The sequence below is a fragment of the Nonomuraea sp. NPDC005983 genome (assembly GCF_040614375.1).
In the GTDB taxonomy this organism is placed as follows: domain Bacteria; phylum Actinomycetota; class Actinomycetes; order Streptosporangiales; family Streptosporangiaceae; genus Nonomuraea.
In genome coordinates this window covers 32434-57275 of record NZ_JBEXUP010000020.1, presented here as the reverse complement: position 1 = coordinate 57275, position 24842 = coordinate 32434, and the positions used below count along the sequence as shown (strand labels likewise).

Here is a 24842-nt window from a genome sequence, read left to right as displayed (position 1 = left end):
TCGGCGGTGTTACGGCGAGACGGCCTGCCGGTCCTGCCGCCGTGCTCCCCGCGGACGGCGGCAGCGCATACCGGGCTCTGCTACTGCTGGATGGTGAAACCCTGTTCCTGCCCGTACTTGATGGAGGCGTCCTGCCAGGCCTTCAGGCCGTCCTGAAGAGTGGTGGGGGAGGTGTAGGCCTTACCGACGGTGTCGTTGAAGATGCTGTTGGCGTAGACCTGGAAGGGCACGTAGGACCAGCCGCCGACGACCTCGCCGGCCGATTCGGCGAGAACCTGGTTGACCTCCTGCCCGCCGAAGTAGGGGAACTTCTTGTTCAGGAACGCCGGGTCCTTCAGGTGCGCGGTGGTGGCGGGGAAGGCGCCGCCGTCGATGCGGGCCTGTGCTCCTTCCTCGACGCTCGCGTACTTGATGAAGGCGTAGGCGAGGTTCTTGTTGGTGCTCGCCTCCGGGAGCGCCAAGGAGCTGCCGCCGTTCTCGGCCGTGGCCTTGCCACCGGCCTCCCACTGCGGCATGGGGGCGACACGCCACTTACCCGACGCGGCCCTGACCCCGGACTCGAGGTTGGCGGGCATCCACGCGCCGATGACCAGGGTCGCGATGGTGCCGTTACTCAGGCCCTTGTACCAGGCATCGCTCCAACCGGAGACCGGCGAGAGCAGCTTGCCGTCGATCAGTTTCTGCCAGGTCGCGGTGAACTTCTGCGTGCCGGGGTCGCTGAAGTCGATGCGGACGTCGGTGCCTTTGACCGTGAACGGCTTGCCGCCCGCCTGCCAGATCATGCTGGTGGTGAAGCCCGCGTCGCCGGTGTCGCTGGTGATGTAGGCCTTCGGGTCGGCCTTGTGCAGCTTCTCGGCGGCGGCGACGTACTCCTCCCAGGTCGTCGGGACCTGGATGCCGTGCTTGTCGAAGACCTCCTTGTTGTAGAACAGAGCCATCGGGCCTGAGTCCATGGGCAGTCCGTAGACGCCGTCGCCGGAGTGGACGGCCGCCCACGGCCCTGGGGTGAAGGTGCCGTCGAGCTTGCCCGCGCCGAAGCCGGACAGGTCGGTGAGCGACTTGGCCAGGGCGAACTGCGGCAGAGCGTAGTACTCGACCTGGGCGACGTCCGGCACGCCGGATCCGGCCTTGACGGCGTTCTGAAGCGCGGTGTACTGGTCGTTGCCGGTCCCGGCGTTGACCAGGTTGACCTTGACCTTCGGGTACTTGGCCTGGAAGTCGGCGGCGACCTGCTTGAGTGTCGGTTCCCAGGCCCAGACCGTGAGGGTGCCCCCGGTGTTCAGGGCGTTGCGCAGGTCGGCGTCCGAGACGGCCGCCGGCTTGGCGGCGCCGGAATCGCTGTTGCCGGAGGAACCGCCGTTGCCTGAGGAGCCGCACGCGGCGGCCAGCGACAGGGACAGGGCTGCCCCCAGCGCGACGACGTGACGACGCGTTATCGTCATGGGTGTTGCCTTTCTGGATTCCTTGGAAGGGGAGGCGGCGCGTCGGGCCGGGGCGTCGGTCACTCCTTTACGCTTCCGGCGGCCAGGCCCGACTGCCAGTACCGCTGGAGCAGGAGGAACGCGGCTATCAGCGGGACGATGGTCAGCAATGATCCGGTGATCACGAGATTGAAGACGGCCTCGCCGCCCGCGGTGGTGGCCTGCTGGTTCCAGGCCTTGAGACCGATGGTCAGCGGGTACCAGCCGGGGTCCTTCAGCATGATCAGCGGCAGGAAGTAGTTGTTCCAGGTGGCGACCACGTTGAACAGCAGGACCGTGACGATCCCCGGCGCCAGCAGCGGCAGGCTGATCCTGGAGAAGGTCCGGAACTCACCCGCTCCGTCCATGCGCGCCGACTCCAGGATCTCCTTCGGCACGGCGTCGGCGGCGAAGGTCCACATCAGATAGAGGCCGAACGGGGAGACCAGCGAGGGGATGATGATCGCCCACGGGGTGTTGGTCAGGCCCAGGTTGGAGAACATCAGGAACGTGGGGACTGCCAGAGCGGTTCCTGGCACCGCCACCGCCCCGATCACCACGGCGAACACGGCCTTCTTGCCCGCGAAGTCGAACTTCGCCAGCCCGTATCCGCCGAGCGCCGCCAGCAGCGTCGCGCCGCCCGCGCCGACGACCACGTACAGCAGCGTGTTCAGCAGCCAGCGGACGAAGATCCCCTCGTTGTAGGTGAAGGTCGAGCGGACGTTGTCGAACAGGGCGAAGTCATCGCTGAACCACAGGCCGAAGGTGCTCATCAGCCCCTCTTGGGTCTTCGTGGCATTGATCATCAGCCACACCAGAGGAAGCAGCGTGTACACCAGCATGAGGGCCGTCAGGACGGTCAGTGTCGCGCTACGCCGCCGGCCCGACGGCCGGCGTCGCTTGATCACCAGAGGACCTCGCGCCAGGCCGCGTCCATCCTTCCGGCCACGCGCCCGGCCGGCGATGCGAGTTGTCGTGACCATGGCTCAGACCGCCTTTCGCATGCCGCGAAGCTGGACCAGGTAGGCGATGATCATCGTGATGAGGCCCATGACGATGGCGACCGCCGCGGAGTAGTCGAACTGCTGCCCCGAGAAGGACAGCGAGTAGGCGTACAGGTTCGGCGTGAAGTAGGTGGTGACCGCGTTCGGCGCCAGCGACTTGAGGATGCTGGGTTCGTTGAACAGCTGGAAGCTGCCGATGATGGAGAAGATCGTCGCGATCACCAGCGCTCCGCGGAGCGCGGGAATCTTGATCGCCCAGATGATGCGCAGCTGACCGGCCCCGTCGATCTCGGCGGCCTCGTAGAGCGAGGGGTTCACCACCCGGAGCGCGGAGTAGAGGATCAGCATGTTGTAGCCCACGAACTCCCAGGTGACGATGTTGCCGATGGAAGCGAGGATCAGGTCGGGCGACAGCGGGTCCGGCAGGGACACCCCGAACGTCTCGTTGAGGTTACCGATGAGGCCGAACCGCGAGCCGTACATGAAACCCCACATCAGCGTCGCGACGACGGCGGGCACCGCGTAGGGCAGGAACACCGAGATCCGGAAGAACGCCGCCCCGTACAGCCGACCGCTGTCGATCGCGAGCGCGACGAGCAGCGCGAGGAGCAACATGATCGGCACCTGGACGACCAGGAAGAGCGCCACCCGGCCGAACGACGACCAGAACAGCGGGTCTTGCAGAACCTTCACGTAGTTGTCGACGCCGACGAAGGCCGTTCCGCCGATCAGCCGGGTCCTGAACAGGCTCAGGTAGATCGAGTAGCCGATCGGGGCCAGGAAGACCAGGGCGAACACCGCCATGAACGGCCCGACGAACTGCCAGCCGATCCATGACCGGCGCCTGGACGCCAGGCTCCTCTCCGAGACCACCGGCCTGCTCCTCTCAACCGTGTGTTGACGACCTTGTTTACGTAAACATTATCCTTGGCCTGCTGCTTTGCTTGGTTACGAAGGAAGGGCATCGCGCAACCTGGGCGCAATGTTTACGTAAACTTCTGTTGCGGTATGGTGGCACCCGTTACAGGTGAGGTCAAGGGGCGCTGCCTTGACCGCCGGGAGGGTCCCGGCGGAGGATGCGCGGCGAACGGGGAACGCGGCAGGCGGGAGCGACACGGCGATGGACCTGGACGATCCGGCCCAGCAGCTCCCGGCGGTGCCGGTCGGCGGCGCGAAACGGGGCCGCTCTGACATTCCGGGCGGACGCCGCAAGCAGCGGGTATCCATGGCGGACGTGGCCAGGCTCGCGGGCGTGTCCTCGCAGACGGTCTCCAGGGTCGCCAACGGGTATCCGGGCGTGATCGGCACCACCCGCGAGCAGGTGCTCGCCGCCATGCGAGAGCTGGGCTACCGGCCCAACAGCGCCGCCCGGGCGTTGCGATACGGGCAGTTCAACACGATCGGCGTGATCCTCTTCAACCTCGCCTCGACCGGCAACAGCCACACGGTGGAGGCGATCGCCACCTACGCCGCGACCGAGGGATACGCGATCACGTTGATCCCCATCGACGTGCCCACCCAGGACAACGTGCTCGGCGCCTTCACCAGGATGGGCGAGCTGGCCGTCGACGCCGTCATCGTCATCATGGAGATCCACCTCCTCGACGCCGGCACGGTGGCACTGCCGCCCGGAGTCCACGTCGTCGTCGTGGACTCCGATGCGGGAGACCGCTACAGCGTGGTCGACACCGATCAGGCGGAAGGCGCCCGCCTCGCCGTACGCCATCTCCTCGATCTCGGTCACCGCACCGTCTGGCACGTCACCGGCCCCGAGACCTCCTACGCCAGCCAACGACGCGCGCAGGCCTGGCGCCTCTGCCTGGAGGAAGCCGGCCGCTCGGTCCCCGCGCCACTGCACGGCGACTGGTCCGCCGAATCGGGCTACGTCGCCGGACTGGCGCTCGCCGACGAGCCTGACTGCACCGCGGTGTTCGCCTCCAACGATCAGATGGCCCTCGGCCTGCTCCGCGCCTTCCATGATCGAGGGCGATCGGTCCCTGCCGACATCAGCGTCGTCGGCTTCGACGACATCCCCGACGCCGCCTGCTTCATCCCGCCCCTGACCACTGTCCACCAGGACTTCGCTGAGGTCGGGCGCCGCTGCGTCCAGGGCGTCCTCCAGCAGATCCGCGAGGGGGGCGCCGGCAGCCCTGGCACCGATCTCGTCCCGACGCGGCTGGTGGTCCGCGCCAGTACGGCACCGCCGAGCCGCTGACCTCGACGGGGACGGTGAGCACCACAACGGGGAGCAGATGCGGCTGATCGAGCGCTGACCGGCCAACGTACGAAAAAGACGTATTTCGTGCCGAATCAGCGGTCTGCTACCGGATCACCCGGTACGTCAGATGGGTGACGAGGCTGGTGCCCGAGGGGACGCCGAGGGGCTGCAGGGTGATATCCCCGACGTTGTCGAGCAGCCGCTCTCCTCTGCCGAGGATCACGGGCGCGACGTGCAGGCGCAGCTCGTCGATGAGCCCTGCCGCCAGGTACTGGTTCACCGTCTCGGCTCCGCCGGCGATGGCGACGTCGCGGTCGCCGGCGGCCTCGCGCGCCTGAGCCATTGCCGCCGCGATCCCGTCGGTGACGAAGGTGAACGTCGTGCCCCCCTTCATCGTCACCTGCTCGCGCGGGTGATGGGTGAGGACGAAGACCGGCGCGTGGTACGGCGGCTCGTCGCCCCACCAGCCGTTCCAGTCCAGGTCCCAGGCGCCGCGGCCGGGGCCGAACATGTTGCGGCCCATGATGAAGGCACCGGCAGCGGTGATGTCCTCGATCACCGCGGCGTGCTCCTCGGGCTCATCGAACATCCATCGGTGCAGGCGCTCGCCCACGCCCTCGCCGAACGGGCTCTCGAGGCTCTGGTGCGGTCCTGCCACGAAGCCGTCGATGGACATCGCCATGTCACAAGTGACCTTGCTCATCTCGTTGCCTCCTGCGTTCCCGGCGCTCGTCTGGCGCCGCCTTCACGGGGAGGTCGGAGTCGTCCGCCCGTTCTCTACGTACCGGCCGGAATCTCTTTCGGGGTGTCTCGCAGATCCTTGAGAAGTTCGCCGATCTTCATCGGATCACCCACGCACGCAGGGCCTGACGTTGGCTGCATGGTGGCCGGCGGTCTGCTGACGGGTATTTAGGTAGATCTTTCTACATATCGCCTACTTGGGGATGCATCAGACAATACCCCTGACCTGGACTTTTACTCTCGGCGGAGCCGTTGGACCTCTCTTGAGGTGCACTTGACCTGCGGATATGGCGGGGTACCCTCGCCGTACCACAGGCTTCCGGTTTATTCACGTCAGTCCCGAGTCAGCCTTTTTGTCAGGATCTGTGTGTATAAATCCGGCTTTGTTCGGAAGGTTTCCTCCACTTCCATGACGCCAGAGATGCTGAAGTTCATCGAACTGCTCCAGAGTCAGCTCGGCTGTTCCGATCGGGGCGGTTCATCCGCCAGGCAGTGGTACGGCCACAACATCGCGTCCGACGCTGACTACAGCTCAGCCCCGTGCATGCGGAGTGGTTCCAGGAGCAGGGGGCCCGGGGGAAGGTTCCGGCGCCCGGCCGTTCGTCCTCGACGACTGGAGCGGCACGGGCCAGATCGCCGGCGTCGACCACGTGGGCGTGGCGACGAAGGTGGCGGGCGACACGATCTTCACCGTCGGGAAGAGCACCGGCCGCGGCGTGAAGCGCGGGGAACGCGACACGAGCAGTGTCGTCGGGTGCGACTGTCTGGAACGCGTCCAGTCCCATCGGGACGAAACCTGATCCGACAGCTGGACGGCCCAGGGGCGGCCCGGCCCTTACGCGTCCCAGCAGCCCCACAACCGGCTCACCGGGGCACGGTCCGGCATCCACAGGCCCCGAAAGTAACCCGCTAACTGACCACTGAGGCACGGCGCGACACTCACATGATCCACGAACGACCCGGCCCCCCGACACCCCGCCAGCCGCACGGCACGCACGCGGGCCAAGAGCGGCTGCCCGGTGACAAGACAGTCCGGAAACCCCACGACCAGACCTCTCAGGCAACCGATGACCAAGCGACCAGCCAGCCCACCGGTGACCGGCCAGGCACGGACGCCGGAGGCCGCCCGCACCCTCACAGGGAGTCGCTCCGCCCCCTGAGCCCCAGCGCCAAGCGGGACGACTCCCACGCGTCCCCTGACACGGCCCTCCCCGCACCCGCACCGACCAAGGTTTCGGAGACGTCGTCAACAGCGACAGCCCCAACCCCCGACACTCCGACCGCCACGGCCACCCCAGCTCCCACCTCCTCCGACACTCCGACCGCCACCCCCACTCCGACATCTGACGCGCCGCCCACCACCCCCACCCCGACCTCGACCTCCGACACCCCGTCGGCCACGCCCACCCCGACCTCGACATCTGACACGCCGTCGGCCACAGCCACCCCAACGCCGACCTTCTCCGATGCGCCCCCCACAGCCAGCGCGGCCCCGACCTCCGACACGCCGTCAGTCACGGCCACCGCATCGGTGCCGCAAACTGCTCCGGAGACCACGGCCCCTTCGTCGACGGCCGAGCCGACCTCCTCCCCGCCCAAGCCGGCGGCCACTTCCGAAGCCAAGCCGACGGCCACCTCCACGGACGCGCCGACCACCACCCTCTCGTCGGCCGAGCCGACCGTGACCCCCGCGGCCGAGCCCGTCGCCCAGGAGACCACCCATGCCACGCCGACGGCGTCCGGCACCACGGCCGTGACCGCCTTCCCCACGCACCTCCAGACCTCGGCTACCGGCCCACTGCCGAGTTTGTTCACTCCGATGATGATCACCTCGGCCGTGGTGGCCATGGTGGCCGTACTCGTGATGCTCACCCTGGCCAAGAACCGCCGCCGGACCCGCTCAGCCGTCGCCGCGTACATGGCGCCGAGCCCGTCCACGCCCGTCGCCCGCCACAGCGCCGACGAGCCCGACGAGCCCGACGAGGGCAGTCTGTGGAGGCGGGAACTCCTGGAAGCCATCGAGGCCGCCGCCGCCCTGCCCTTCGACACCATCGCACCCGACGAACAGGACAGCGACCCACCCGAGGCCCCCGCACCCACCGGGCAGCCGAATCGGCGACCCGAGACCGGCCCGTCCAGACCCGACTCCGGCCTGGGCCCTCAGGAGGAGCCCGCCGCCTTGACCGAGCCGTTGGAGGTCGTCATCAACACCGGACCGCTCGAGCGCATCGTCATCCCCGCGGCGACCACCCCGTTCGACGCCTTCACCTCGGACGGGCCCACGGACGGGCCCACGGACGGGAGCGTCCCCGAGCCGACGTACCGCGGGCGCAGGCGACGCAGCGAGGACGCCGCCGGCGATGAGGGTGTCGCCGCCGACGACCCCGCCGAGGGGAAGCCGTCATCGGCCCCCGGCACGTCCGGAGATGTCTAGCCCGGCGCGGACAGCGCGTCCTCGACCAGAGGAGCCTGTGAAGGTGAGAGGCGTCCGTCATGGGCGGTCGTGAAGGGCTCGCCGGCCGCCCGCTGATAGGACACGCATTCTGAGCCTGGGCCCAGCGGATCACAGTGAGTCCCAGCCGTGCCAGCCGTACCAGTGCCCGGTGAGATGCCGGTAGGTGTCGTCCATGGTCTCCTCCGGCTCGCCTGTGGGAAGTAGGACGAAGTTCGTGTTGCTGTGGATGGCCCATTCCTCGCCGATGAGGCAGGCGCTGCCGGGGACGTGGCCGACGTCCTCGCTGGTGTAAGGGAACGCGTCGCAGATCCGATACAACCCGAGCCACTGGCAGGAGAAGTCGCGCGCTGTCTCAGCCGTCACCGTTCGGGCGTAGGCCTCCATGCTCGGTTTCGAGATCGTGAACCGCACCCAGAAGGACGCGTCCAGGATGAGCGCCACTACGACGCCCGCGACGATGAACCAGGGCGCCAGCCAGCGCGCTAATCGGTCGAAGACCGCGCCCTTGTAGGCCGCCAGGCCGAAGCGGACCAGCCAGATTATCCACAGGGGAATCCCGAAGAAGAACGCGACGAGGACCATTTCGATGCCGTACCAGTGAGGGACGCTGGCCCAGTACAGAATGACGCAGGCCACGGCCGAGAGCACGGTCAGGAACGGCCATCCGGGCGGCTTGGTGATCATGCGTCACCCTAACGCCCGCGACGGCCGCCCAGAGGTGGTGTTGTCCGGTCGCTAGAGAGCCGAAGGTTGTGCCATGTCGGCTGGGCGGGTCGGCCGGGTCCTCGCCGGCTATCGCCGTGAGTATGATCGCCGCGTTCTCGGTGACGCGGGCAGGGCGGAGCCGATGACAAACCCACACGTTCTGGTGGGTATCACGGCCTTTGCGCTACCTTTAATCTTCATGTCCCGCGGAGATCTGACGCCGGAGCTGGTCCACTCCTCCGCCTGGGCGGACGGGCTGGTGGCGTCGTCGGGGATTCCCGTCTACGACGTGCCGCTGGTGTCGGTGGGCGGAGGGCTGGGCTCGTTCACGCTCGTGGACGTCCTGCGCATCCGCGGCGTGGCAGCCTCGGCCATGCGGGTGCTGTCGACCAGCGACACCCCCTGGCAGACCTGGGAGTACCTGACCCGCGTCTCGCAGTTGCCCTCGCACGAACGCATCCGCTCCGACTCCGGGGCGCGCCCCGACAACATCTGGGGTTTCCCGTCGTACGCGGTGCAGGAGGCCTGGCAGGACCGTTCTGTCAAGCCGGTGTTACAGGTACTCACCGAGCCGATCCTGGCCGACTTCTACAGCCCGCGGGCCGGGATGGCCATCCAGAGCGTGCGGCGGGAGGCCGACCGCATCGGCTACTGGGAGATGCTGGCCAAGGGCCAGGTGCGCATGGTCAGGAAGCGGCTGGGCGGCGGCTACTTCACGGTCCTGACCCCGCCGGCGGGCAGCGGGCCGACCAAGCGGGTGGCGCTGCGCTCGCGGTACGTGCACCTGGCCGTCGGCTATCCGGGGCTGAAGTTCCTCGACGACCTGCAGGAGTTCCGGCAGCGGACGGGCGAGCGGTATCGCCTGGTCAACGCGTACGAGCCGCACGAGCACGTCTACGACCAACTCCGCAAGAGGCCCGGCGTCGTGGTCGTACGCGGCGCCGGGATCGTGGCCTCGCGGGTGTTGCAACGGCTCATGGACGATCGGGAGCGGTACGGGCTCCAGACGCAGATCGTGCACCTGTTCCGCACGTACGTCACCGGAGCGCACGGCCCTCATGCGTTCATGCGGCGCAAGGGCGGCGACGGCTGGGCCTACCAGGCGTTCACCATGCCGAAGTCGGCGTTCGGCGGCCAGCTCAAGGCCCGGTTCCGCAAGGCCTCGCCGGAGGAGCGGGCCAGGTTGGCGTCGCTGGTCGCCGGTACCACCACCCCCAGACTGGCCCGCTGGCAGGAGCAGATGGGCCGGGCCCGGCGCGGGAGCTGGTATCACCCCATGCAGGCCGTGGTCGACCGCATCGAGCAGGCGCCGGACGGCCGGCTGGTCACCCACACGCACAGCGCCGGCTCCGCGCCCATGCCGTATGTCTCGGACTTCATCATCGACTGCACCGGACTCGAGGCCGACATGCCCGAGCATCGGGTGCTCGACGACCTGCTCCGGCACGGTGGCGCGCGTCCCAACAAGGCGGGGCGGCTGCAGGTGGGCCCGAACTTCGAGGTGCTCGGCGCGGAGAGCGGCGACGGCGCGCTCTACGCCTCCGGCGCGGCCGCCGCGAGCAACCACTTCCTGGCTGTGGACAGCTTCCTCGGCCTGCAGACCGCGGCCCTCGACATCGCCGACGACCTGGCCGGGCGCGGGTTCTGCAAGGGGCTCGGGCCGTTCAGGTCGGTGTCCCAGTGGCTCAAGTGGGCGGGGAACAGGAGGCTTGCTTGATTCCCACGCTCGCCGGGCGGGTGCAGACCCGGCTGTTCGTGCTGGCCACGGTCGGTGCGGTGCTGACCGCGCTGCTCACGCCGCTGCTGCCGATGTCCTTCCGGGACGCCTACGTCGTGCTGCTTGCCGTCGCCGTGGTCGGCATCGGCTGGGAGTCGCTGTACCACCTGCTCATGCAGTTCCGCTGGGACAAGGACTGGCCGACCTTGTTCGGGCTGGTCACAGCCGTTCCGGAGGGGCTGCTCATGTGGGTGCTGCTGGATCTCGGGGTGGTACCAGGGGTCCGGGGGCCGATGGCCTGGTGGGCGTTCGCGGTGATGTTCGCGGTCGTCTGGCTGGGCCAGTGGCTGTTCGTGAACGGCCCCATGCGGGTGCTGTTCGTCAAATGGCGGCTTCGGGGCGGCCGCCTTCTGTGATCACATGAAGGGGGAGCGATGGGCGGGATCGAGCTAGCTCGTCCGCTGTACTTCTGGCTGGGCACGCTGGCCACCGTCGCGGGGGTGGTCCTGCATCTGCCGATGTACCTGCACGGTGCGGAGATGCACTACCGGCTGGCCGGGATGCCGATGGACCTGCCGATGGCGATCGGCATGGCGCTGATCGTCGCGGGGCTGGTCGTCACCGCGTACGGGCTGGTGCCACCGGGCGCCTTCCGGGCCAAGCCGGCCGCGGAGGTGCGGGTGCGCGCCCTCGATGACGCGCGGATGCGTCCGGCTCACATCGGGCTCATCCTCGTCATGTCGGTGGCCGTGGTGATCGACGCCATGAAGCCGATCACGCTCGGCTTCGTCGCGCCCGGCATGGCCAAGGAGTACGGGCTGAAATCCGCCCTCAACCCCGCGGGTGAGCTGCCCGTCGCGCTGCTGCCGCTGGCCGGCCTCACCGGCACCGTGCTGGGCTCGCTGCTGTGGGGCTGGATGGGCGACAAGATCGGCCGCAAGCCGTCGATCCTGTTCGCCGGCGTGCTGTTCATCGGCACCGCCATCTGCGGCGTCATGCCGGACTTCGAATGGAACCTGGCCATGTGCCTGGCCATGGGGCTGGGCGCGGGCGGCATGCTGCCGATCACGTTCTCGCTGCTGGCCGAGACCATCCCGCCCCGGCACAAGGGGTGGGTGATGGTGCTCATCGGTGGCAATCTGGCCGTCGCCTACCTGGCGGCGAGTTGGCTGTCGGCCTCGCTGGCGCCGGAGTACTCCTGGCGGGTGCTGTGGCTGGTCGGCCTGCCGACCGGCGTCGTCCTCATCCTGCTCAACCGCCTCATCCCCGAGTCGCCGCGCTTCTTGCTGGCGCACGGCCGAGACGCCGAGGCCCGCGCGGTCATGGCGCGGTACGGCGCCGCCGCGGTCTCCGTGGAGGAGGTGGAGCGGGTCGAGGACGAGCACGACGGCGGCTACTCGCGGTTGTTCCGCCGCCCGTTCACCGGGCTCACGGTGGCCGTGGTGATCCTGGGGCTGAGCATCGGCCTGGTCACCTACGGCTTCCAGCTGTGGATCCCGTCCAACCTGCAGCGGCTCGGCCTCGACCAGCAGACCGCCGACCGCGCGCTGCGCGACTCGACGCTGCTCGGCCTGCCGCTGATCTTCATCTCCGCCGCCATGTACGCGCTGTGGAGCGCCAAGAAGACGATCATCACGCTCTCGGCGCTGGTCGGCGTGGCACTGGTGGTGCTGTCGTTCGCGGGCGAGACGCTGGCGCAGGACCGCACCTGGCTCTACCTGCTGCTGGCCGGCCCGATCGTGGGGACGGCGGCGATCTCGGCGGTGCTGGCCGCCTACAGCTCGGAGATCTACCCGACCCGGGTGCGCTCACGCGGTTCCGGGCTGTCGGCCGGCGTCGGCAAGTTCGGCGGCGTGGCCGTTACCGGCGTGCTGGTGGCGGGTGCGGCGGCCCCCTCCGTCGGTACGACGGCGCTGCTCGGGGCGGTGCCCCTCGTGCTGGCCGTGGTGGCGGTGCTCGCGTTCGGCGTCGAGCCGGCCAAGGGCACGGCCGAACCCGCCGTCGTGGTCACCGAGGCGTAGCCTTCCTCGCGGGCCACGGCGCCGTAGTCGCTGGTCCGGCCGGCTGCACTTCAGATGCGGGGCGTCGCGCGGGCTCCGCATCGCTCTCGTCAGCGCGGGAGAAGCAGCGCCGTGAGCAGGTCCTTGACCTCGGTCGCGTCGTAGGCGTCTCGATCGAAGGGCCCGAGCAGTACGGGGCCGTCGTCGGGATCGTCGGGGAGGCGGCCGTGGCTGCCGCGTACCGGGGCCGGATCGAGCGGCACCACCGGCATCGTGTAGCGGAACCCGAGCCGTTTGCGGGCCAGGGCCAGGCCCGCGCGGACCTTCACGAGCGGGTCGGCCGGGTCCATGAACAGCTCGGCGGGGTCGTAGCCGGGCTTGCGGTGGATCTCCACGAGCCGGGCGAAGTCGGGCGCCCGGTCGTGGGAGAACCAGTAGTAGTACGTGAACCACGCGTGCGGCTCGGCGACCGCGACGAGCTCGCCCGCGCGCTCGTGATCGAGCCCGTACTTCGCCTTCCCCGCCTGGTCGAGGACCTCGTCCACGCCCGGCAGCTCGGCGATCACATCGCGCGCCCGGCCCAGATCGGCGCTGTCGCGCACGTACACGTGCGCGATCTGATGGTCGGCCACCGCGAAGGCTCGGGACGTCCACGGGTCGAGGTACTCCATTCCCGCCTGGGTGTAGACCTCGAGCAGCCCGGCCGACCGCAGCGCCCTGTTGATGTCGACAGGCGTCGTGGCGTTGGTGATGCCGTACTCCGACAGCACCACCACGGTGGCGTCCTCGGCGAGGAGCGGAGCGAGGACGGCGTCCACCGCCCGGGCCGCCGCGACGGCCTCGGGTCCGTCAGGGCCGTAACGCTGCAGGTCGTAGTCCAGGTGCGGGACGTAGACCATGAGCAGGTCCGGACGCTCCTCGCGCAGGATGTGGCGGGCCGCGGCCACGATCCACCGAGAGGAGGTGATGCCGGCGTTCGGCCCCCAGTAGCTGAACAGGGGGAAGGGGCCGAGGCGGCGTTCGAGGTCGTCGTGCAGGGAGGGCGGCCGGGTGTAGCAGTCGGGTGACTTGCGGCCGTCGGCGTGGTAGATCGGGCGTGGCGTCACGAGCAGGTCGCTGGCGGCGCCCATGGCGTACCACCAGCACACGTTGGCGGTGCGCAGGCCGGGAACGGCGTCCCAGAGTTGACCGCCCTCGATCAGCGCGTTGTGCTGGCGCCAGAGGAGCACCTCACCGAGGTCCCTGAAGTACCAGCCGTTGCCGACGATGCCGTGCTCGCGTGGAAGCGCGCCAGTCAGCAGGGTGGCCTGCATCGAGCAGGTGACGGCGGGAAGCACGGGCCGCAGCGTCGCGGCGGCGCCGGCCTTCGCGACGTGGGGCATGTGGGCGAGAAGCCGCGGGGTGAGTCCCACCACGTTGATCACGAGCAGCGGCGGCATCACAGCTCCTTCAGTCCGACGGTGTTCAGCTCACGACGGGTCCAGTCGAGTTCGGCGGCGATGCCCTCGACGAGGTCCACGGGCGTCGCGGGCAGGACGTTCCAGGTGTAGGTCTCCACCTCGACGTGCCGGGTCAGAGGGGAGCCGCCGCCGAACAGGGCGTGCAGCAACTCCCTGAGATAGGGAGCGGTGGTGGTGAGGGGTGGCGGCGGCGCGGCGTGCAGCGGCATGTGGAAGTGCACGCGCCAGCGCTCTTCCCGGGGCAGCCCGCCGGCCAGGGCGGCCTCCAGGTCGTCCACCGTTCCGCTCGGCGCGCGGGTCTGGTGGAGGAAGCGGCGTTCGTCGAACGGCGCCAGTGCGGCCTGGCCGCCCGGCGGCGCCTCCAGCGCGCAGGACGCCTGGACCTTCACGATCGGGAGGCCGAGGTTCACGGCGTCGCGGGCCGCTTCGAAGCCCACGGCCAGGTGGCATGCGTCGAGGCAGACGCCCAGGTGGTCGCGGTCCACGTCGGCGAGCAGCCGGGTGGCCTGCGGTGTGGTCTCCACGATGCAGCCCGGTTCGGGCTCGAACCCCAGCCGGATCAGCTTGCCGGTACGTTCGGCGAGCGCGCGCAGGCCCTCGGCGACGGCGTGCACGTTCGCCATCGCTGTCGTGGCGCTGTCCGCCGTCCACTCGGTACGCCAGGCGAGGGGAAGGGTCGAGATCGTGCCCTCCGCGACATCGTCCGGCAGCAACCGGGCGAGGATCTCCGCCAGGTCGAGCGTGTAGCGCGCCCGCTCCGGCGAGGACCAGTCCGGATAGTAGACCCGGTATTTCACGACCTCGTCATGAAAGCCCCGATAGGGGAAGCCGTTGAGCGTCACCACCTCCAGCCCGAGCCGGTCGAGCGCGGCGCGCAGCCGCAGGAGCTCGGCGCCGTCGGCGAGCAGGGTCCTGGCCGCGCCATGGGGCAGCCACAGCCCGATCCCGAGGCGGTCGACGCCGAGCACGTGCCGCACGCGCGCGGCGAAGCCGGTGAGCTGGGCGTGGATGCCGGGCAGGTCCTCGGCGGGGTGAACGTTGGTGCAGTAGGCGAGGTGGACGGTCGAGCCGTCGGGATGCCGGAAGCGCATGCGCTCAGCCCCGCTTGACCGTGTTGCCGGCGTAGTCCGCCCCAGCGGACGGGTCGCCGAGGTCGAGCCGCCCGCTCTGCCCGTAGAAGTCGACGGGATTGCGCCACAGCACCTTGTCCACGTCGTCCTCGGTGAAGCCGGCCGCGATCATGGCGTCGGCGACCTCGCGGGTCTTCAGCGGATCGCTGCGGCCCCAGTCGGCGGCCGAGTTCACCAGCATCCGTGCCGTGCCGTACTCCTTCAGGATCTCCACCATGCGGTGCGGGTCCATCTTGGTGTCCGGATAGATCGAGAACCCCATCCAGCAGCCGGACTCCGCGACCGGCCCCACGGTCAGCTCGTTGAGGTGGTCGACGAGCACCCGCCCCGGCGGCATACCCGAGGCGTGGACGACGTCCAGCGTGCGCCGGGTGCCGGCGGCCTTGTCGCGGTGCGGCGTGTGCACCAGGACGGGCAGGTCGCTCTCCGTCGCCATCGCGAGCTGGGCCTCGAAGGCGTGCTCCTCGGCCGGGGTCATCGAGTCGTAGCCGATCTCGCCGACCGCGACCACGGAGTCCTTGAGCAGGTAGCGCGGCAGCTCGGCGAGTACGTCCGCGCACCGCGGGTCGTTCGCCTCCTTCGGGTTGAGCGCCAGCGCGCAGTGGTGCTGGATCCCGTACTGCGCGGCGCGGTAGGGCTCCCAGCCGAGCAGCCCGTCGAAGTAGTCGAGGAAGCTGCCCACGTTGGTGCGCGGCTGGCCGAGCCAGAAGGCGGGCTCCACCACGGCCCGCACCCCGGCGGCGTGCATGCGCTCGTAGTCGTCGGTGGTCCTGGACGTCATGTGGATGTGGGGGTCGAAGATTCGCATCAGAGCCTCTCCAACACGTCTTGGGGGACCGGGCGGCCCGCGGCTCGCCGCTCGGCGGCGTGGTCGGCCAGCATCCTGGCGAGCTCGTCATCGAAGCGGCGGTCGAGCTCCGCGACGGACGCGAGCGGGATCGACAGGAAGACGCACTTCAGCACGCCGTGGCGGAAGGCGTGGTCGTCCAGCCAGCGCGAGCCGTAGGGGCCGAGCGCCGCGGCGACCAGGCGGGCGTCGTTGGTGCGCAGCGCGTCCTCCACCAGGGGGACGGCGGCGGGGCCGAGGCCGAGGTCGGGCAGGGCGTCCAGGACGGCCAGCCGCTCGCCGGTGTCGCCGCTCCAGTAGAGCGCGCTGACCAGGTCGGCGTTCCCGCACAGCGCGTTCAGCAGCGCGCGCCGCGCTCCGGGGCCGCCGCGCCGCTGGGCCTGCGGGAACAGCAGCCGCGCCGACTCAGGCGACTCCTCCACCTGCCGGACGGCCCGCGCCGTCCAGTCGTGATCGCTCATACGCCCTCCTCAGGAAGTCGATGGACCTGCGAGCCACCTCGGGGGCGGCGTGGCCGTGCCGTGCCAGTTCGACCGCGACCAGCCCCCGGTAGCCGTCGAGCGCGGCGAGCGCAGGCGGGAAGTCGATCTCGCCCGCGCCGAACTCCAGGTGCTCGTGCACGCCCCGGCGCATGTCCTCGATCTGCACGTGCGCCAGGTACGGCAGCGCCCGCCGCACGCACTCGGGAACGTCGAGTGGTTCGACGCACTGGCAGTGCCCGATGTCCAGGGTGAGCCCCAGACGGTGATGGCCGCCGAGGAGGCCGCGCAACCGCTCGTACCCGGCGAGATCCCCGACGAGCATCCCCGGCTCCGGTTCGAACGCGAGCGTGATCCCGACGCGGTCGGCCTCGTCGAGGAGCCGCTCGCACCAGCGGGCCAGCCGGGCCCAGGCCTCCGCCTCGGTGACCTCGGCAGGCCGGACGCCGCTCCACAGATGCACCACGGGTGCGCCCAGATCGGCCGCGATCCGCAGCGCCCTGCTCAGGAGGTCGGCTCGCCGGGCCGCGCCGGCGTCGTCATCCAGCAGCGTCGGATGGTGCTTGCGCCACGGGTCCAGCGTGTAGCGTCCGCCGGTCTCGACGACCGCGCGCAGGCCCAGTTCGCCGAGCCGTCTGGCGATGAGCGCGACTTCGTGCGCCGATCCGGCGGCGTAGGGGTCCAGGTGACCGTGGTCAAGGGTGATCGCCGCGCCGCTGTAGCCGAGGTCGGCCAGGATCGCGAGCGCCTCGGGCAGCCGGTGATCGGAGAAGCCGTTCGTGCAGTAGGCGAAGTTCACGAGGTCGCCATCCTGGCCGAGAGCCAGTGGCCCACGGGCAACGCCGCCAGCAGCGCGCCGGCCTGCGCGAGCCTGCCCTGTCCGGCGACTCCCGCAGCCTGGAGCGGGACCAGGCCGAGGATGGCGAGCCGTACGGCGCGCCGGACCTGATCGGGGTCCGGACTGGCCCGCAGCCCCGCCTGCACGACGCCGGTCAGGGCGACGTAGCCGGCGAGCAGCGCGCACGCGGCGGCCTGGCCGTGCCCTGCCGGCTTCTCGCTCCCGCGCCGGCAGCTCAGGGCTGTCAGCGCGACCGCGCTCGCGCTCGCCGCCAGCGCGCCGTTGATCGTCCCCCGCCGCGCTCCTTGTACTTCCGCGCGGCCCAGCAGGCTGATCCCGTAGGTGTGCGCGCCGATCGCCAGCGCCATCAGCCCGCCGGCGCGGACGTGCTCGCCCGTGCCGAGCAGCACGTCGAGCGTCCGGCAGGCGGCCATGGACGCCGGCCCCGCGGCAGTCCGCTTGAGTCCGAGATCGTACGCCCAGACCGTGCCCGCGAGCAGCCCGGCGCGGACGAGCCCGCGCCGTCCGTCCGCGAGCGCCGCGGCGAGCAGGCCGGCGGCGGTCAATCCCGCGGCGAGGCCGAACGCGCGGCCGGGGGAGACCCGCCCGGAAGGAATGGGGCGCTCCGGCCGCTCGACGGCGTCGATCTCCCGGTCGGCCCAGTCGTTGAGCGCCATGCCCGACAGGTAGAGGCACAAGGAGGCGACGGCCAGCCCGGGGGTGGCGGGACGTCCGGCCGCCGCCGCGCCGGCCAGCATGTCGCCGGGCACGGAGAGCGCGGCAGGCGCCCTGACCAGCTCGAGCACCGCCCTCACGACAGCTCCTCGGCGAAGGCGCACAGCCGGTCGTACTGCCGCGCGAGCCCGTGCTCCTCCGTCGCCAGCGGATCCTTGAAGAAGTAACCGAGCTCGGGGAGCACGCCGTGCCGGCCCTTCTCGTGCGCCCGGGCGACCAGCCGGGCCAGGTCGAGGACGAGGGGCGCGGCCAGCGCGGAGTCGCAGCCCTGCCAGGTGAACTGGAAGGTCATCCGCACCCCGAGGAAGCCCTCGAAGGTGGCGTGGTCCCAGGCGGTCTTCCACTCACCGAGGTCGGGGACGTAGTCGATGTGCGTCTGGCCGTCGACTCCCGGCCCCAGCACGCCGGTGACGGTCCTGTTCTTCGAGAGCTGCTTGCTCGCCCTGGCGTTCGGATCGGCGAGGGTCGCGCCGTCTCCTCCGCCGAGCAGGTTCAGCCCCGACCAGGAGCGAACCCGCAGCGCCCGGCCCGCGAACATGGGCGCGAGCGCGCTCTTGACCAGGGTTTCGCCGGTCTTGCCGTCCCGGCCCGCGTACGGCACGGCCCGCTCGGCGGCCAGCTCCGCCAGCGCGGGCAGGGTCGGCCCGGTGGACGGGGTGAACTCGACATAGGCGCAGCCCGCCTGAAACGCGGCGTAGGCGTAGAGCGAGCTGTGCGGCAGGACCTCCGCCCCGCTCGCCAGCGCCTCCTCCAGGTCGGCCAGCCGCTCGAACTCGGGGCGCCACGCCGCGGGGGGCTCTGTCGACGACACGTTGACCACGACAACGCGCTCCGCCCCGTGCCTGTCGCGAAACTCGACGAGATCGCGGATCAGGCGAGCGGCGGCCTCGCTCTGCGGAGCGTCGCCGGACGCGTGCCCCGGTCGGATCTCGGCCTCCGCGGCGGCCAGATCTTCGGCGAGCAGGGCGGGCAGGCGAGCCGGGATCACGCCCCCTTCGGCTAACAGCTCGGCTCGTTTCCGCAGGGAGATCTCCGCCACGTCGTGGCCGCCGAAGACCAGGTCGGTGAACGGCGCAAGGTGGGCTGGGAAGCCGGGGATCTCGGTGACGCAACCGTGAGGAGGAGAGATCCCGGTTCTGAAAGCGGCGGCGCCGACCATCGCGGTGGTCGCCACAGATCCTCTAGCACCAATCAGCCATACGCCGAGAGTGGGCATCATGTCCTCCGTATCGCGGGAACTTTCGCCGGATGCCTCCCTATTTGTGTGGATGTTACGTACGGATTTCGCCGATGGTCAACCACAGATATGCCGGACGTCGGCGGAAGTTACGCGGAGCCGGACTGCTCGGCGCTCTCGAGGGCCAGGACATGTTCGATGACCATCGCGGCCGCTCCCATGACACCCGCGCGATCGCCGAGCTCGCTGGCGTGGATGCTGAGGCGCTTGGTGGCCAGGGGCAGCGAGCGCGCGTAGATCACCTCCCGAACGCCGGCCAGCAGGTGATCGCCCGCCTCGGCCAGGTCGCCACCGATCACGACGAGCCCGGGGTTGAAGAAGTTGACGATGGAGGCGAGCACGCTGCCGACCTCCCGCCCGCTCTGCCTGACGAGGTGAATCGCCTGGGTGTTGCCCTCCTTGACGAGCCGGACCACGTCGCGGCCGTCGGAGGCGTTGAGCCCGAAACTGCGCAGCTGGGCGGCGAGGGCGTCGCCGCCGGCGATGGCCTCGAGGCAGTCGATGTTGCCGCAACGGCACTGCACCTGGTTGATGTTCGGCACCCGGATGTGGCCGATGTCGCCCGCCGCCCCCTCGGCGCCCCGGTGCAGTCGGCCTCCGCTGATGATCCCGCAGCCGATGCCCGTGCCCATCTTGACGAAGATCAGGTGCTCGGTTTCGAGCTGGGCGGCCCACTGTTCGCCCAGCGCCATGATGTTCACGTCGTTGTCGACGAGGACCGGGACGCCCAGGCGGCTGCCGAACCAGTCCGGTACGGGGAAGCCGTCCCAGTTCGGCATGATCGGCGGGTTCACCGCCTTTCCGGTCTCGTGCTCCACGGGGCCTGGGAGGCCGATCCCGACGCCGCACACGTCGCCGCGGGTGCGCCCGCACTCGGCGAGCAGGTCGTCGAAGCTGTCGAGGACCCAGGTCAGCGTCGGCTCGGGGCCTTGGCTGATGGACAGATCGGTGGCACGCTCCGCCAGTATCGCGCCGCCGAGGTCGGCCACCGCGACCCTGGCGTGGGTGACGCCCAGGTCGGCGGCGAGCGTCACCCGCGCGCTGCGGTTGAACGAGAAGGCGGTGGCGGGCCTGCCGCCGGACGGAGCCGCGCTGTCGGTGGGCACGATCCAGCCTTGGAGCAGCAGGGCGTCGATCCGCTGGGACACCGTGGACCTCGCAAGGCCCGTGAGTTGTACCAGCTCGGCGCGGGTGCGCGCCCGTCCGTCACGCAGGATCGAGAGCACCGTCCCTGCCCCAGAAGAGCTCGATAGATCCTGAGTCACCAGTTCTCCTTATGATGATCGCAAAGCGGGTATACGACAGATTCTACGAAAGTTTTGCTTGACCGTCGTCATAAGTCGGATCTACGCTCCCGAAACATGCAGGACATATCCTCGCAACCGCCCCATAGACCTAGAGTAGGCATCATTGGGACCGGGTTTATGGGCGGCGTGCACGCCAGATCCGCCCTTCTCGCCGGTGCCCGGATCGTCGGCGTCGCAGGGTCGCGGATCGAGCGCGCCCGTCAGCACGGCTTCGGGCGCGCCTTCGCCTCCGCGGACGAGCTGATCGAGTCGGGCGAGATCGACGTGGTGCACATCTGCACCCCCAACAACCTGCACGCTCCGCTCACGCTCAAGGCGCTGGCCGCCGGCTTGGCGGTGATCTGTGAGAAGCCGCTGGCCACCGACGTGGAGACGGCCGCCCTGATGGCGGCCCGTGCCGCCGAGGCGGGACTGGTGGCGACGGTGCCGTTCGTGTACCGCTTCCATGCGATGGCCCGCGAGGCACGGCAGCGGGTCGCGCGTGGAGACGTGGGTCGGGTCGTGCTGGTCCAGGGCGGTTACCTGCAGGACTGGCTGCTGCGTCCCGAGGATGACAACTGGCGGGTGGATCCGGAGATCGGCGGCCCGAGCCGCGTGTTCGCCGACATCGGGTCGCACTGGTGCGACCTCGCCGAGTTCGTCACGGGCGACCGCATCACCGAGGTGTCGGCGCAGACCGCCGTCGTGCAGCAGGCACGGGCGGGCAACGGACCGGTGCTCACCGAGGACCTGGTCACCGTGCAGTTCCGCACCCGCGGAGGCGCGCTGGGGTCGGTCACGACGAGCCAGGTGTCCCCTGGCCGGAAGAACCGGCTCTTCCTGGAGGTGTCGGGGACCGAGGAGAGCATCGCCTTCGACCAGGAACAGCCCGAGCGGCTGTGGATCGGCAGGCGCGACGGGGCACGGCTGCTCGTGCGCGACCCCGAGACGCTCTCGCCGGCCGCCCTGCCGTACTCGCCGCTCCCCGCCGGGCACGCGCAGGGGTACTACGACTGCTTCGACGCCTTCGTCGCCGACAGCTACGCCGCGCTGCGCGGCGAGCAGCGTGACGGGCTGCCGACCTTCGAGGACGGTGCCCGCGCCGCGCGGATCTGCGCGGCCGTCCTCGACTCCGCGCGCACGAGGGAGTGGACCCCGTGCTGACCATGACCGGCATCGGCAAGAGCTTCCTCGGCGTACGGGTGTTATCCGGCGTGGACCTCGAGGTCCAGGCGGGCGAGGTCCACGCGGTGATGGGGGAGAACGGCGCGGGCAAGTCCACCCTGATGAAGATCCTCGCCGGGGTCCACGCGCCGGACGAGGGGACGATCGAGATCGACGGGCGGCAGGTGTCGTTCGGCCACCCGCTCGAGGCGCAGCGGGCCGGTGTCGCGATCATCTACCAGGAGTTCAACCTCCTGCCCGAGCGCAGCGTGGCGGAGAACGTCTTCCTCGGCCGCGAGCCCTCCCGCGCGGGCCTGGTAGACAGGGCGGCCATGGAGAGCGCGACCAGGCAGCTCCTCGCCGAGCTAGGGGAGACGTCCTTCGGCCCGAGAGACCTCGTCAGGCGGCTGTCGGTCGCCCAGCAGCAGGTCGTCGAGATCCTCAAGGCCCTCTCGCTCGACGCCAGGATCGTGGTCATGGACGAGCCGACGGCCGCGCTCGCCGAACACGAGGTCGAGCTGCTCTTCCAGCTCGTCCGGCGCCTGCAGGAGCGCGGCATCGCGGTCCTCTACATCTCTCACCGGCTGCGCGAGGTGTTCGACCTGGCCGACCGGGTGACCGTGCTCAAGGACGGCAGGCGCGTCACCACGGTGCCGATCGCCGAGGTGACCTCGGACGACCTGGTCAGGCTGATGGTCGGCCGCGACCTCGGCACCTACTTCCCGCCGCGGGCCAGCGCCACCGGAGAGGTACGGCTGCGCGTGACCGGCGCCGGCAACGACAAACTTCACGGCATCGACCTGGAGCTGCGCGCGGGCGAGATCGTGGGCGTCGCCGGCCTGCAGGGTTCCGGGCGGTCCGAACTGGCCAAGGCGCTGTTCGGCGCCGAGCCGTTCACCAGCGGCGAGATGACACCGTGCCGCCCGCGCTCGGTCCGCGAAGCGGTGGCCGCGGGGATCGGCCTGGTCACCGAGGACCGCAAGGCCGAGGGGCTGGCCCTGCGCCAATCCGTGCGCGACAACGCGCTGCTGGTGGCCCGCGCGGTGGGCCGTCGCCGCCAGAACGGGCTGAGCGAGCTGCTGGAGCGGGTCCGGCTCACGCCGCCGCGCCAGGACCAGGAGGTCCGCTACCTGTCCGGCGGCAACCAGCAGAAGGTCGTCCTCGCCAAGTGGATGACCGTCGCTCCCACCGTGCTGCTGTTCGACGAGCCCACCCGTGGCGTGGACGTCGGCGCCAAGGCCGCCATCCACGACCTGATGCGGCAGCTGGCCGAGGACGGCATGGCGATCATGATGATCTCCTCCGAACTGCCCGAGCTGATCGGCATGAGCGACCGCGTCGTCGTCCTCCGAGAAGGCCGCGTCACGGGCACTCTCCCCGCAGCTCCCACCGAGGAGGCCATCATGCGGCTGGCCGCAGGCGAGGTGACGTCGTGATCGACAGCGAGCGGATCCGGGCCGCGTCCGCGCGCGCCCTGCCCCTGTTACGCACCCGCGGTTCGAGCCCCGCCAGGGTCGTGTTCCTGGCGCTCGCCGGAGTGGTCCTCGTCGGCTGGGCGCTGGTCGCCGCGCGCGGCGGGCAGTTCCTCACGCTGGAGAACCTCGTCGGCGTGCAGCAGCGCTCGGCCGCGTTGGGCATCGTCGCGGTCGGGCAGACACTCGCCATCCTGGCCGGCTCGCTCGACCTCTCCGTCGCCTACCTGATCAGCCTCACCTCGCTGGTGGCCGCCGAAACCATGGCCGGGCTCGACGGCAACATCGCGCTCGCCGTCACCGCGGTCGTCGCCATCAGCGCCGCCGTGGGGCTGGCCAACGGGCTCGTGATCACCAAGCTACGAGTGCACCCGTTCATCGCCACCCTCGGCATCTCGTTGATCATCAAGGGCGTCCTTGACCACCTGTACGACGGCCCTGCCGGCAAGGTGCCCGAGTCCTTCCAGCACCTCGGCTACGACCGGATCGGCCCCGTCCCGGTCTCCGCCCTGCTCTGGGCCGGGGTCGCGGCCGCGGCCTGGTTCCTGCTCCGGCGCACCACGCTGGGCTATCGGATCTACGCGGTCGGCGGCGACCCGGAGGTCGCCCGCCTGTCCGGGGTGCGGACCGACCGCATGCTGATCGTCACGCACGTGCTCTGCTCGCTGTGCGCCGGGATCGCCGGGCTGCTGCTGGCGAGCAGGCTCGGCGCCGGTGCTCCCACCGTCGGCACCGACGGCGGATACGACCTGGAGTCGATCGCCGCGGTCGTCCTCGGTGGCACCGCGCTGGCGGGCGGCAGGGGCGGGGTCGGCGGCACGGTCGGCGGCGTGCTGCTGCTGGCCACCCTGGACAGCGTCTTCAACCAGCTCGAGGTCGACTCCTTCTTCAAGGACGTCGTCCGGGGCGTGGTCATCGTGACCGCCGTGGCCGTCTACGCCAGGCGCAAGCAAGGGAGGCGGGCATGAGACGAACACTGCCGATCTTCGGAGTGCTGGCCGTTCTCCTGGTCGCGATCGCGGTCGTGAACCCGGTCTTCGTCGAGCCCGCCGGATTCCTCGCCTTCGCCAAGCGTGCCGCGCCGCTGGTGATCCTGGCGGCAGGCCAGTACTTCGTGATCGTCTCGGGCGAGTTCGACCTGTCGGTCGGCTCCCTGGTCACCGCCGAGGTGGTCATCGGGGCCCGCCTCATCGACGGGAACGAGGCGGCCACCTGGCCGGTGCTCGCCCTGCTGATCGTCTTCGGCCTGCTCGTCGGCCTGGTCAACGGCGTGGTGACGACCCTGCTGAAGGTGCCGTCCTTCATCACCACGCTCGGCATGATGCTCGTCCTGTCCGGCGCGGTCTTCCTGTGGACGGGCGGCGCGCCACGCGGCGCGCTCTCGCAGGGCTTCCGCGCCTTCGGCAGGGGGAGCCTCGGCCCCATCCCCTGGTCGGTGCTGATCCTCCTCGCCGTCGGAGCGGCCGCAGTCGCGCTGACGCGGGCCAACTTCGGCAGGACGCTCGCCGCCACCGGTGACAACGAGCGCGCGGCGGCCCTGTCCGGCGTGCGTGTCGCCCGGGCGAGGATCCTCGCCTTCATGCTCTCCGGCCTGGCCGCCACGGTCGCCGGCATCCTGCTCGGCGGCTTCGCCGGCGTCTCCGCCCAGGTCGGCCAGGGACTGGAGTTCCAGGCCATCACGGCGGTCGTCCTCGGGGGCGTGGCACTCGGCGGCGGACGCGGGTCGGTCGTCGCCGCGATGGGCGGCGCGCTCACGCTGGAAGCCCTGTTCACCTTGCTCAACCTGTACGGGATCTCGGGGGCGCTGGAGTTCACCGTGCAGGGGGTCATCATCATCGCGGCCGTCGCGGTCGGAGCCCTGCGGCTGCCTCTCAAACTCAGGCCGAGCGCCTGA

Annotated in this window: 24 protein-coding genes; 10 read left to right on the top strand and 14 right to left on the bottom strand. The window is 70.2% G+C overall.

Features of this window, described 5'->3' with window-relative positions:
• Nucleotides 1-80: 80 nt before the first annotated feature.
• From ABZ297_RS12450 to ABZ297_RS12440, 3 genes are all read right to left on the bottom strand, one after another.
• A complete protein-coding gene (locus ABZ297_RS12450) occupies nucleotides 81-1442 on the bottom strand; it encodes a sugar ABC transporter substrate-binding protein (RefSeq protein ID WP_355343712.1) in 1362 nt (453 codons plus the stop codon).
• 59 nt (nucleotides 1443-1501) lie between these two features.
• Nucleotides 1502-2368 (bottom strand): carbohydrate ABC transporter permease, encoded by an 867-nt coding sequence (locus ABZ297_RS12445; RefSeq protein ID WP_355343709.1) that lies wholly within the window; start codon nucleotides 2366-2368, stop codon nucleotides 1502-1504.
• A gap of 78 nt (nucleotides 2369-2446) precedes the next feature.
• Nucleotides 2447-3337, bottom strand: coding sequence for a sugar ABC transporter permease (locus ABZ297_RS12440; protein WP_355343706.1), 891 nt, complete (start codon nucleotides 3335-3337; stop codon nucleotides 2447-2449).
• 247 nt (nucleotides 3338-3584) lie between these two features.
• Here ABZ297_RS12440 and ABZ297_RS12435 point away from each other — a divergent pair, with 247 nt between their 5' ends.
• Nucleotides 3585-4679 carry a LacI family DNA-binding transcriptional regulator gene (locus tag ABZ297_RS12435; RefSeq protein ID WP_355343703.1) on the top strand — a complete coding sequence of 365 codons (1095 nt, stop codon included), beginning with the start codon at nucleotides 3585-3587 and terminating at the stop codon, nucleotides 4677-4679.
• A 106-nt stretch (nucleotides 4680-4785) separates the two neighbouring features.
• Here the strand turns inward: ABZ297_RS12435 and ABZ297_RS12430 are convergent, their stop codons facing one another.
• Nucleotides 4786-5385, bottom strand: a complete 600-nt coding sequence (locus tag ABZ297_RS12430) for a dihydrofolate reductase family protein (protein WP_355343700.1) — start codon at nucleotides 5383-5385, stop codon at nucleotides 4786-4788.
• 589 nt (nucleotides 5386-5974) lie between these two features.
• Here ABZ297_RS12430 and ABZ297_RS12425 point away from each other — a divergent pair.
• The gene (locus ABZ297_RS12425) at nucleotides 5975-6223 is read left to right on the top strand and encodes a hypothetical protein (RefSeq protein WP_355343697.1); all 249 of its coding nucleotides are present in this window, start codon (nucleotides 5975-5977) and stop codon (nucleotides 6221-6223) included.
• A gap of 334 nt (nucleotides 6224-6557) precedes the next feature.
• Here ABZ297_RS12425 and ABZ297_RS12420 read toward each other — a convergent pair whose 3' ends face one another.
• A complete protein-coding gene (locus tag ABZ297_RS12420) occupies nucleotides 6558-7253 on the bottom strand; it encodes a hypothetical protein (protein WP_355343694.1) in 696 nt (231 codons plus the stop codon).
• On the opposite strand from ABZ297_RS12420, the gene ABZ297_RS12415 reads away from it, so the two are divergent.
• Nucleotides 7243-7857, top strand: a complete 615-nt coding sequence (locus tag ABZ297_RS12415) for a hypothetical protein (RefSeq protein WP_355343691.1) — start codon at nucleotides 7243-7245, stop codon at nucleotides 7855-7857. The genes ABZ297_RS12420 and ABZ297_RS12415 overlap by 11 nt on opposite strands.
• 129 nt (nucleotides 7858-7986) lie before the next feature.
• Here the strand turns inward: ABZ297_RS12415 and ABZ297_RS12410 are convergent, their stop codons facing one another.
• Nucleotides 7987-8562 (bottom strand): hypothetical protein, encoded by a 576-nt coding sequence (locus ABZ297_RS12410; RefSeq protein ID WP_355343690.1) that lies wholly within the window; start codon nucleotides 8560-8562, stop codon nucleotides 7987-7989.
• A 220-nt stretch (nucleotides 8563-8782) separates the two neighbouring features.
• Between ABZ297_RS12410 and ABZ297_RS12405 the strand changes: the two genes are divergently transcribed.
• The 3 genes from ABZ297_RS12405 to ABZ297_RS12395 are packed head-to-tail and all read left to right on the top strand — an operon-like array spanning nucleotide 8783 to nucleotide 12321.
• Entirely contained in the window at nucleotides 8783-10300 is a 1518-nt protein-coding gene (locus ABZ297_RS12405) for a hypothetical protein (RefSeq protein WP_355343688.1), read from the top strand.
• Nucleotides 10297-10716 carry a hypothetical protein gene (locus ABZ297_RS12400; protein ID WP_355343685.1) on the top strand — a complete coding sequence of 140 codons (420 nt, stop codon included), beginning with the start codon at nucleotides 10297-10299 and terminating at the stop codon, nucleotides 10714-10716. The genes ABZ297_RS12405 and ABZ297_RS12400 overlap by 4 nt, the downstream gene beginning before the upstream one ends.
• A gap of 18 nt (nucleotides 10717-10734) precedes the next feature.
• Nucleotides 10735-12321, top strand: a complete 1587-nt coding sequence (locus tag ABZ297_RS12395) for an MFS transporter (RefSeq protein WP_355343682.1) — start codon at nucleotides 10735-10737, stop codon at nucleotides 12319-12321.
• Nucleotides 12322-12410: 89 nt separating this feature from the next.
• Here ABZ297_RS12395 and ABZ297_RS12390 read toward each other — a convergent pair whose 3' ends face one another.
• From ABZ297_RS12390 to ABZ297_RS12355, 8 genes are all read right to left on the bottom strand, one after another.
• On the bottom strand, nucleotides 12411-13739 hold the full coding sequence (locus ABZ297_RS12390) for a nucleotide pyrophosphatase/phosphodiesterase family protein (protein WP_355343679.1): 1329 nt from the start codon (nucleotides 13737-13739) through the stop codon (nucleotides 12411-12413).
• The gene (eboE, locus tag ABZ297_RS12385) at nucleotides 13739-14851 is read right to left on the bottom strand and encodes a metabolite traffic protein EboE (protein WP_355343676.1); all 1113 of its coding nucleotides are present in this window, start codon (nucleotides 14849-14851) and stop codon (nucleotides 13739-13741) included. The genes ABZ297_RS12390 and eboE overlap by 1 nt, the downstream gene beginning before the upstream one ends.
• Before the next feature lie 4 nt (nucleotides 14852-14855).
• Complete coding sequence (locus tag ABZ297_RS12380) at nucleotides 14856-15698, bottom strand: TatD family hydrolase (protein WP_355343673.1); 843 nt, start codon at nucleotides 15696-15698, stop codon at nucleotides 14856-14858.
• Nucleotides 15698-16198, bottom strand: coding sequence for an EboA domain-containing protein (locus tag ABZ297_RS12375; protein WP_355343670.1), 501 nt, complete (start codon nucleotides 16196-16198; stop codon nucleotides 15698-15700). Before ABZ297_RS12375 ends, ABZ297_RS12380 begins: the two co-directional genes overlap by 1 nt.
• Nucleotides 16143-17015, bottom strand: coding sequence for a sugar phosphate isomerase/epimerase family protein (locus ABZ297_RS12370; RefSeq protein ID WP_355343667.1), 873 nt, complete (start codon nucleotides 17013-17015; stop codon nucleotides 16143-16145). Before ABZ297_RS12370 ends, ABZ297_RS12375 begins: the two co-directional genes overlap by 56 nt.
• A complete protein-coding gene (locus ABZ297_RS12365) occupies nucleotides 17012-17869 on the bottom strand; it encodes an SCO3242 family prenyltransferase (protein ID WP_355343664.1) in 858 nt (285 codons plus the stop codon). Before ABZ297_RS12365 ends, ABZ297_RS12370 begins: the two co-directional genes overlap by 4 nt.
• Nucleotides 17866-19005, bottom strand: coding sequence for an inositol-3-phosphate synthase (locus ABZ297_RS12360; RefSeq protein WP_355343803.1), 1140 nt, complete (start codon nucleotides 19003-19005; stop codon nucleotides 17866-17868). Before ABZ297_RS12360 ends, ABZ297_RS12365 begins: the two co-directional genes overlap by 4 nt.
• A gap of 110 nt (nucleotides 19006-19115) precedes the next feature.
• Nucleotides 19116-20291, bottom strand: coding sequence for an ROK family transcriptional regulator (locus ABZ297_RS12355; protein ID WP_355343661.1), 1176 nt, complete (start codon nucleotides 20289-20291; stop codon nucleotides 19116-19118).
• 96 nt (nucleotides 20292-20387) lie between these two features.
• Here ABZ297_RS12355 and ABZ297_RS12350 point away from each other — a divergent pair, with 96 nt between their 5' ends.
• The 4 genes from ABZ297_RS12350 to ABZ297_RS12335 are packed head-to-tail and all read left to right on the top strand — an operon-like array spanning nucleotide 20388 to nucleotide 24842.
• Nucleotides 20388-21476, top strand: a complete 1089-nt coding sequence (locus tag ABZ297_RS12350; RefSeq protein ID WP_355343658.1) for a Gfo/Idh/MocA family oxidoreductase — start codon at nucleotides 20388-20390, stop codon at nucleotides 21474-21476.
• 2 nt (nucleotides 21477-21478) lie between these two features.
• Nucleotides 21479-22912, top strand: coding sequence for a sugar ABC transporter ATP-binding protein (locus tag ABZ297_RS12345; RefSeq protein WP_355343800.1), 1434 nt, complete (start codon nucleotides 21479-21481; stop codon nucleotides 22910-22912).
• Nucleotides 22909-23916, top strand: a complete 1008-nt coding sequence (locus tag ABZ297_RS12340; protein ID WP_355343655.1) for an ABC transporter permease — start codon at nucleotides 22909-22911, stop codon at nucleotides 23914-23916. The genes ABZ297_RS12345 and ABZ297_RS12340 overlap by 4 nt, the downstream gene beginning before the upstream one ends.
• Complete coding sequence (locus ABZ297_RS12335; RefSeq protein WP_355343652.1) at nucleotides 23913-24842, top strand: ABC transporter permease; 930 nt, start codon at nucleotides 23913-23915, stop codon at nucleotides 24840-24842. Before ABZ297_RS12340 ends, ABZ297_RS12335 begins: the two co-directional genes overlap by 4 nt.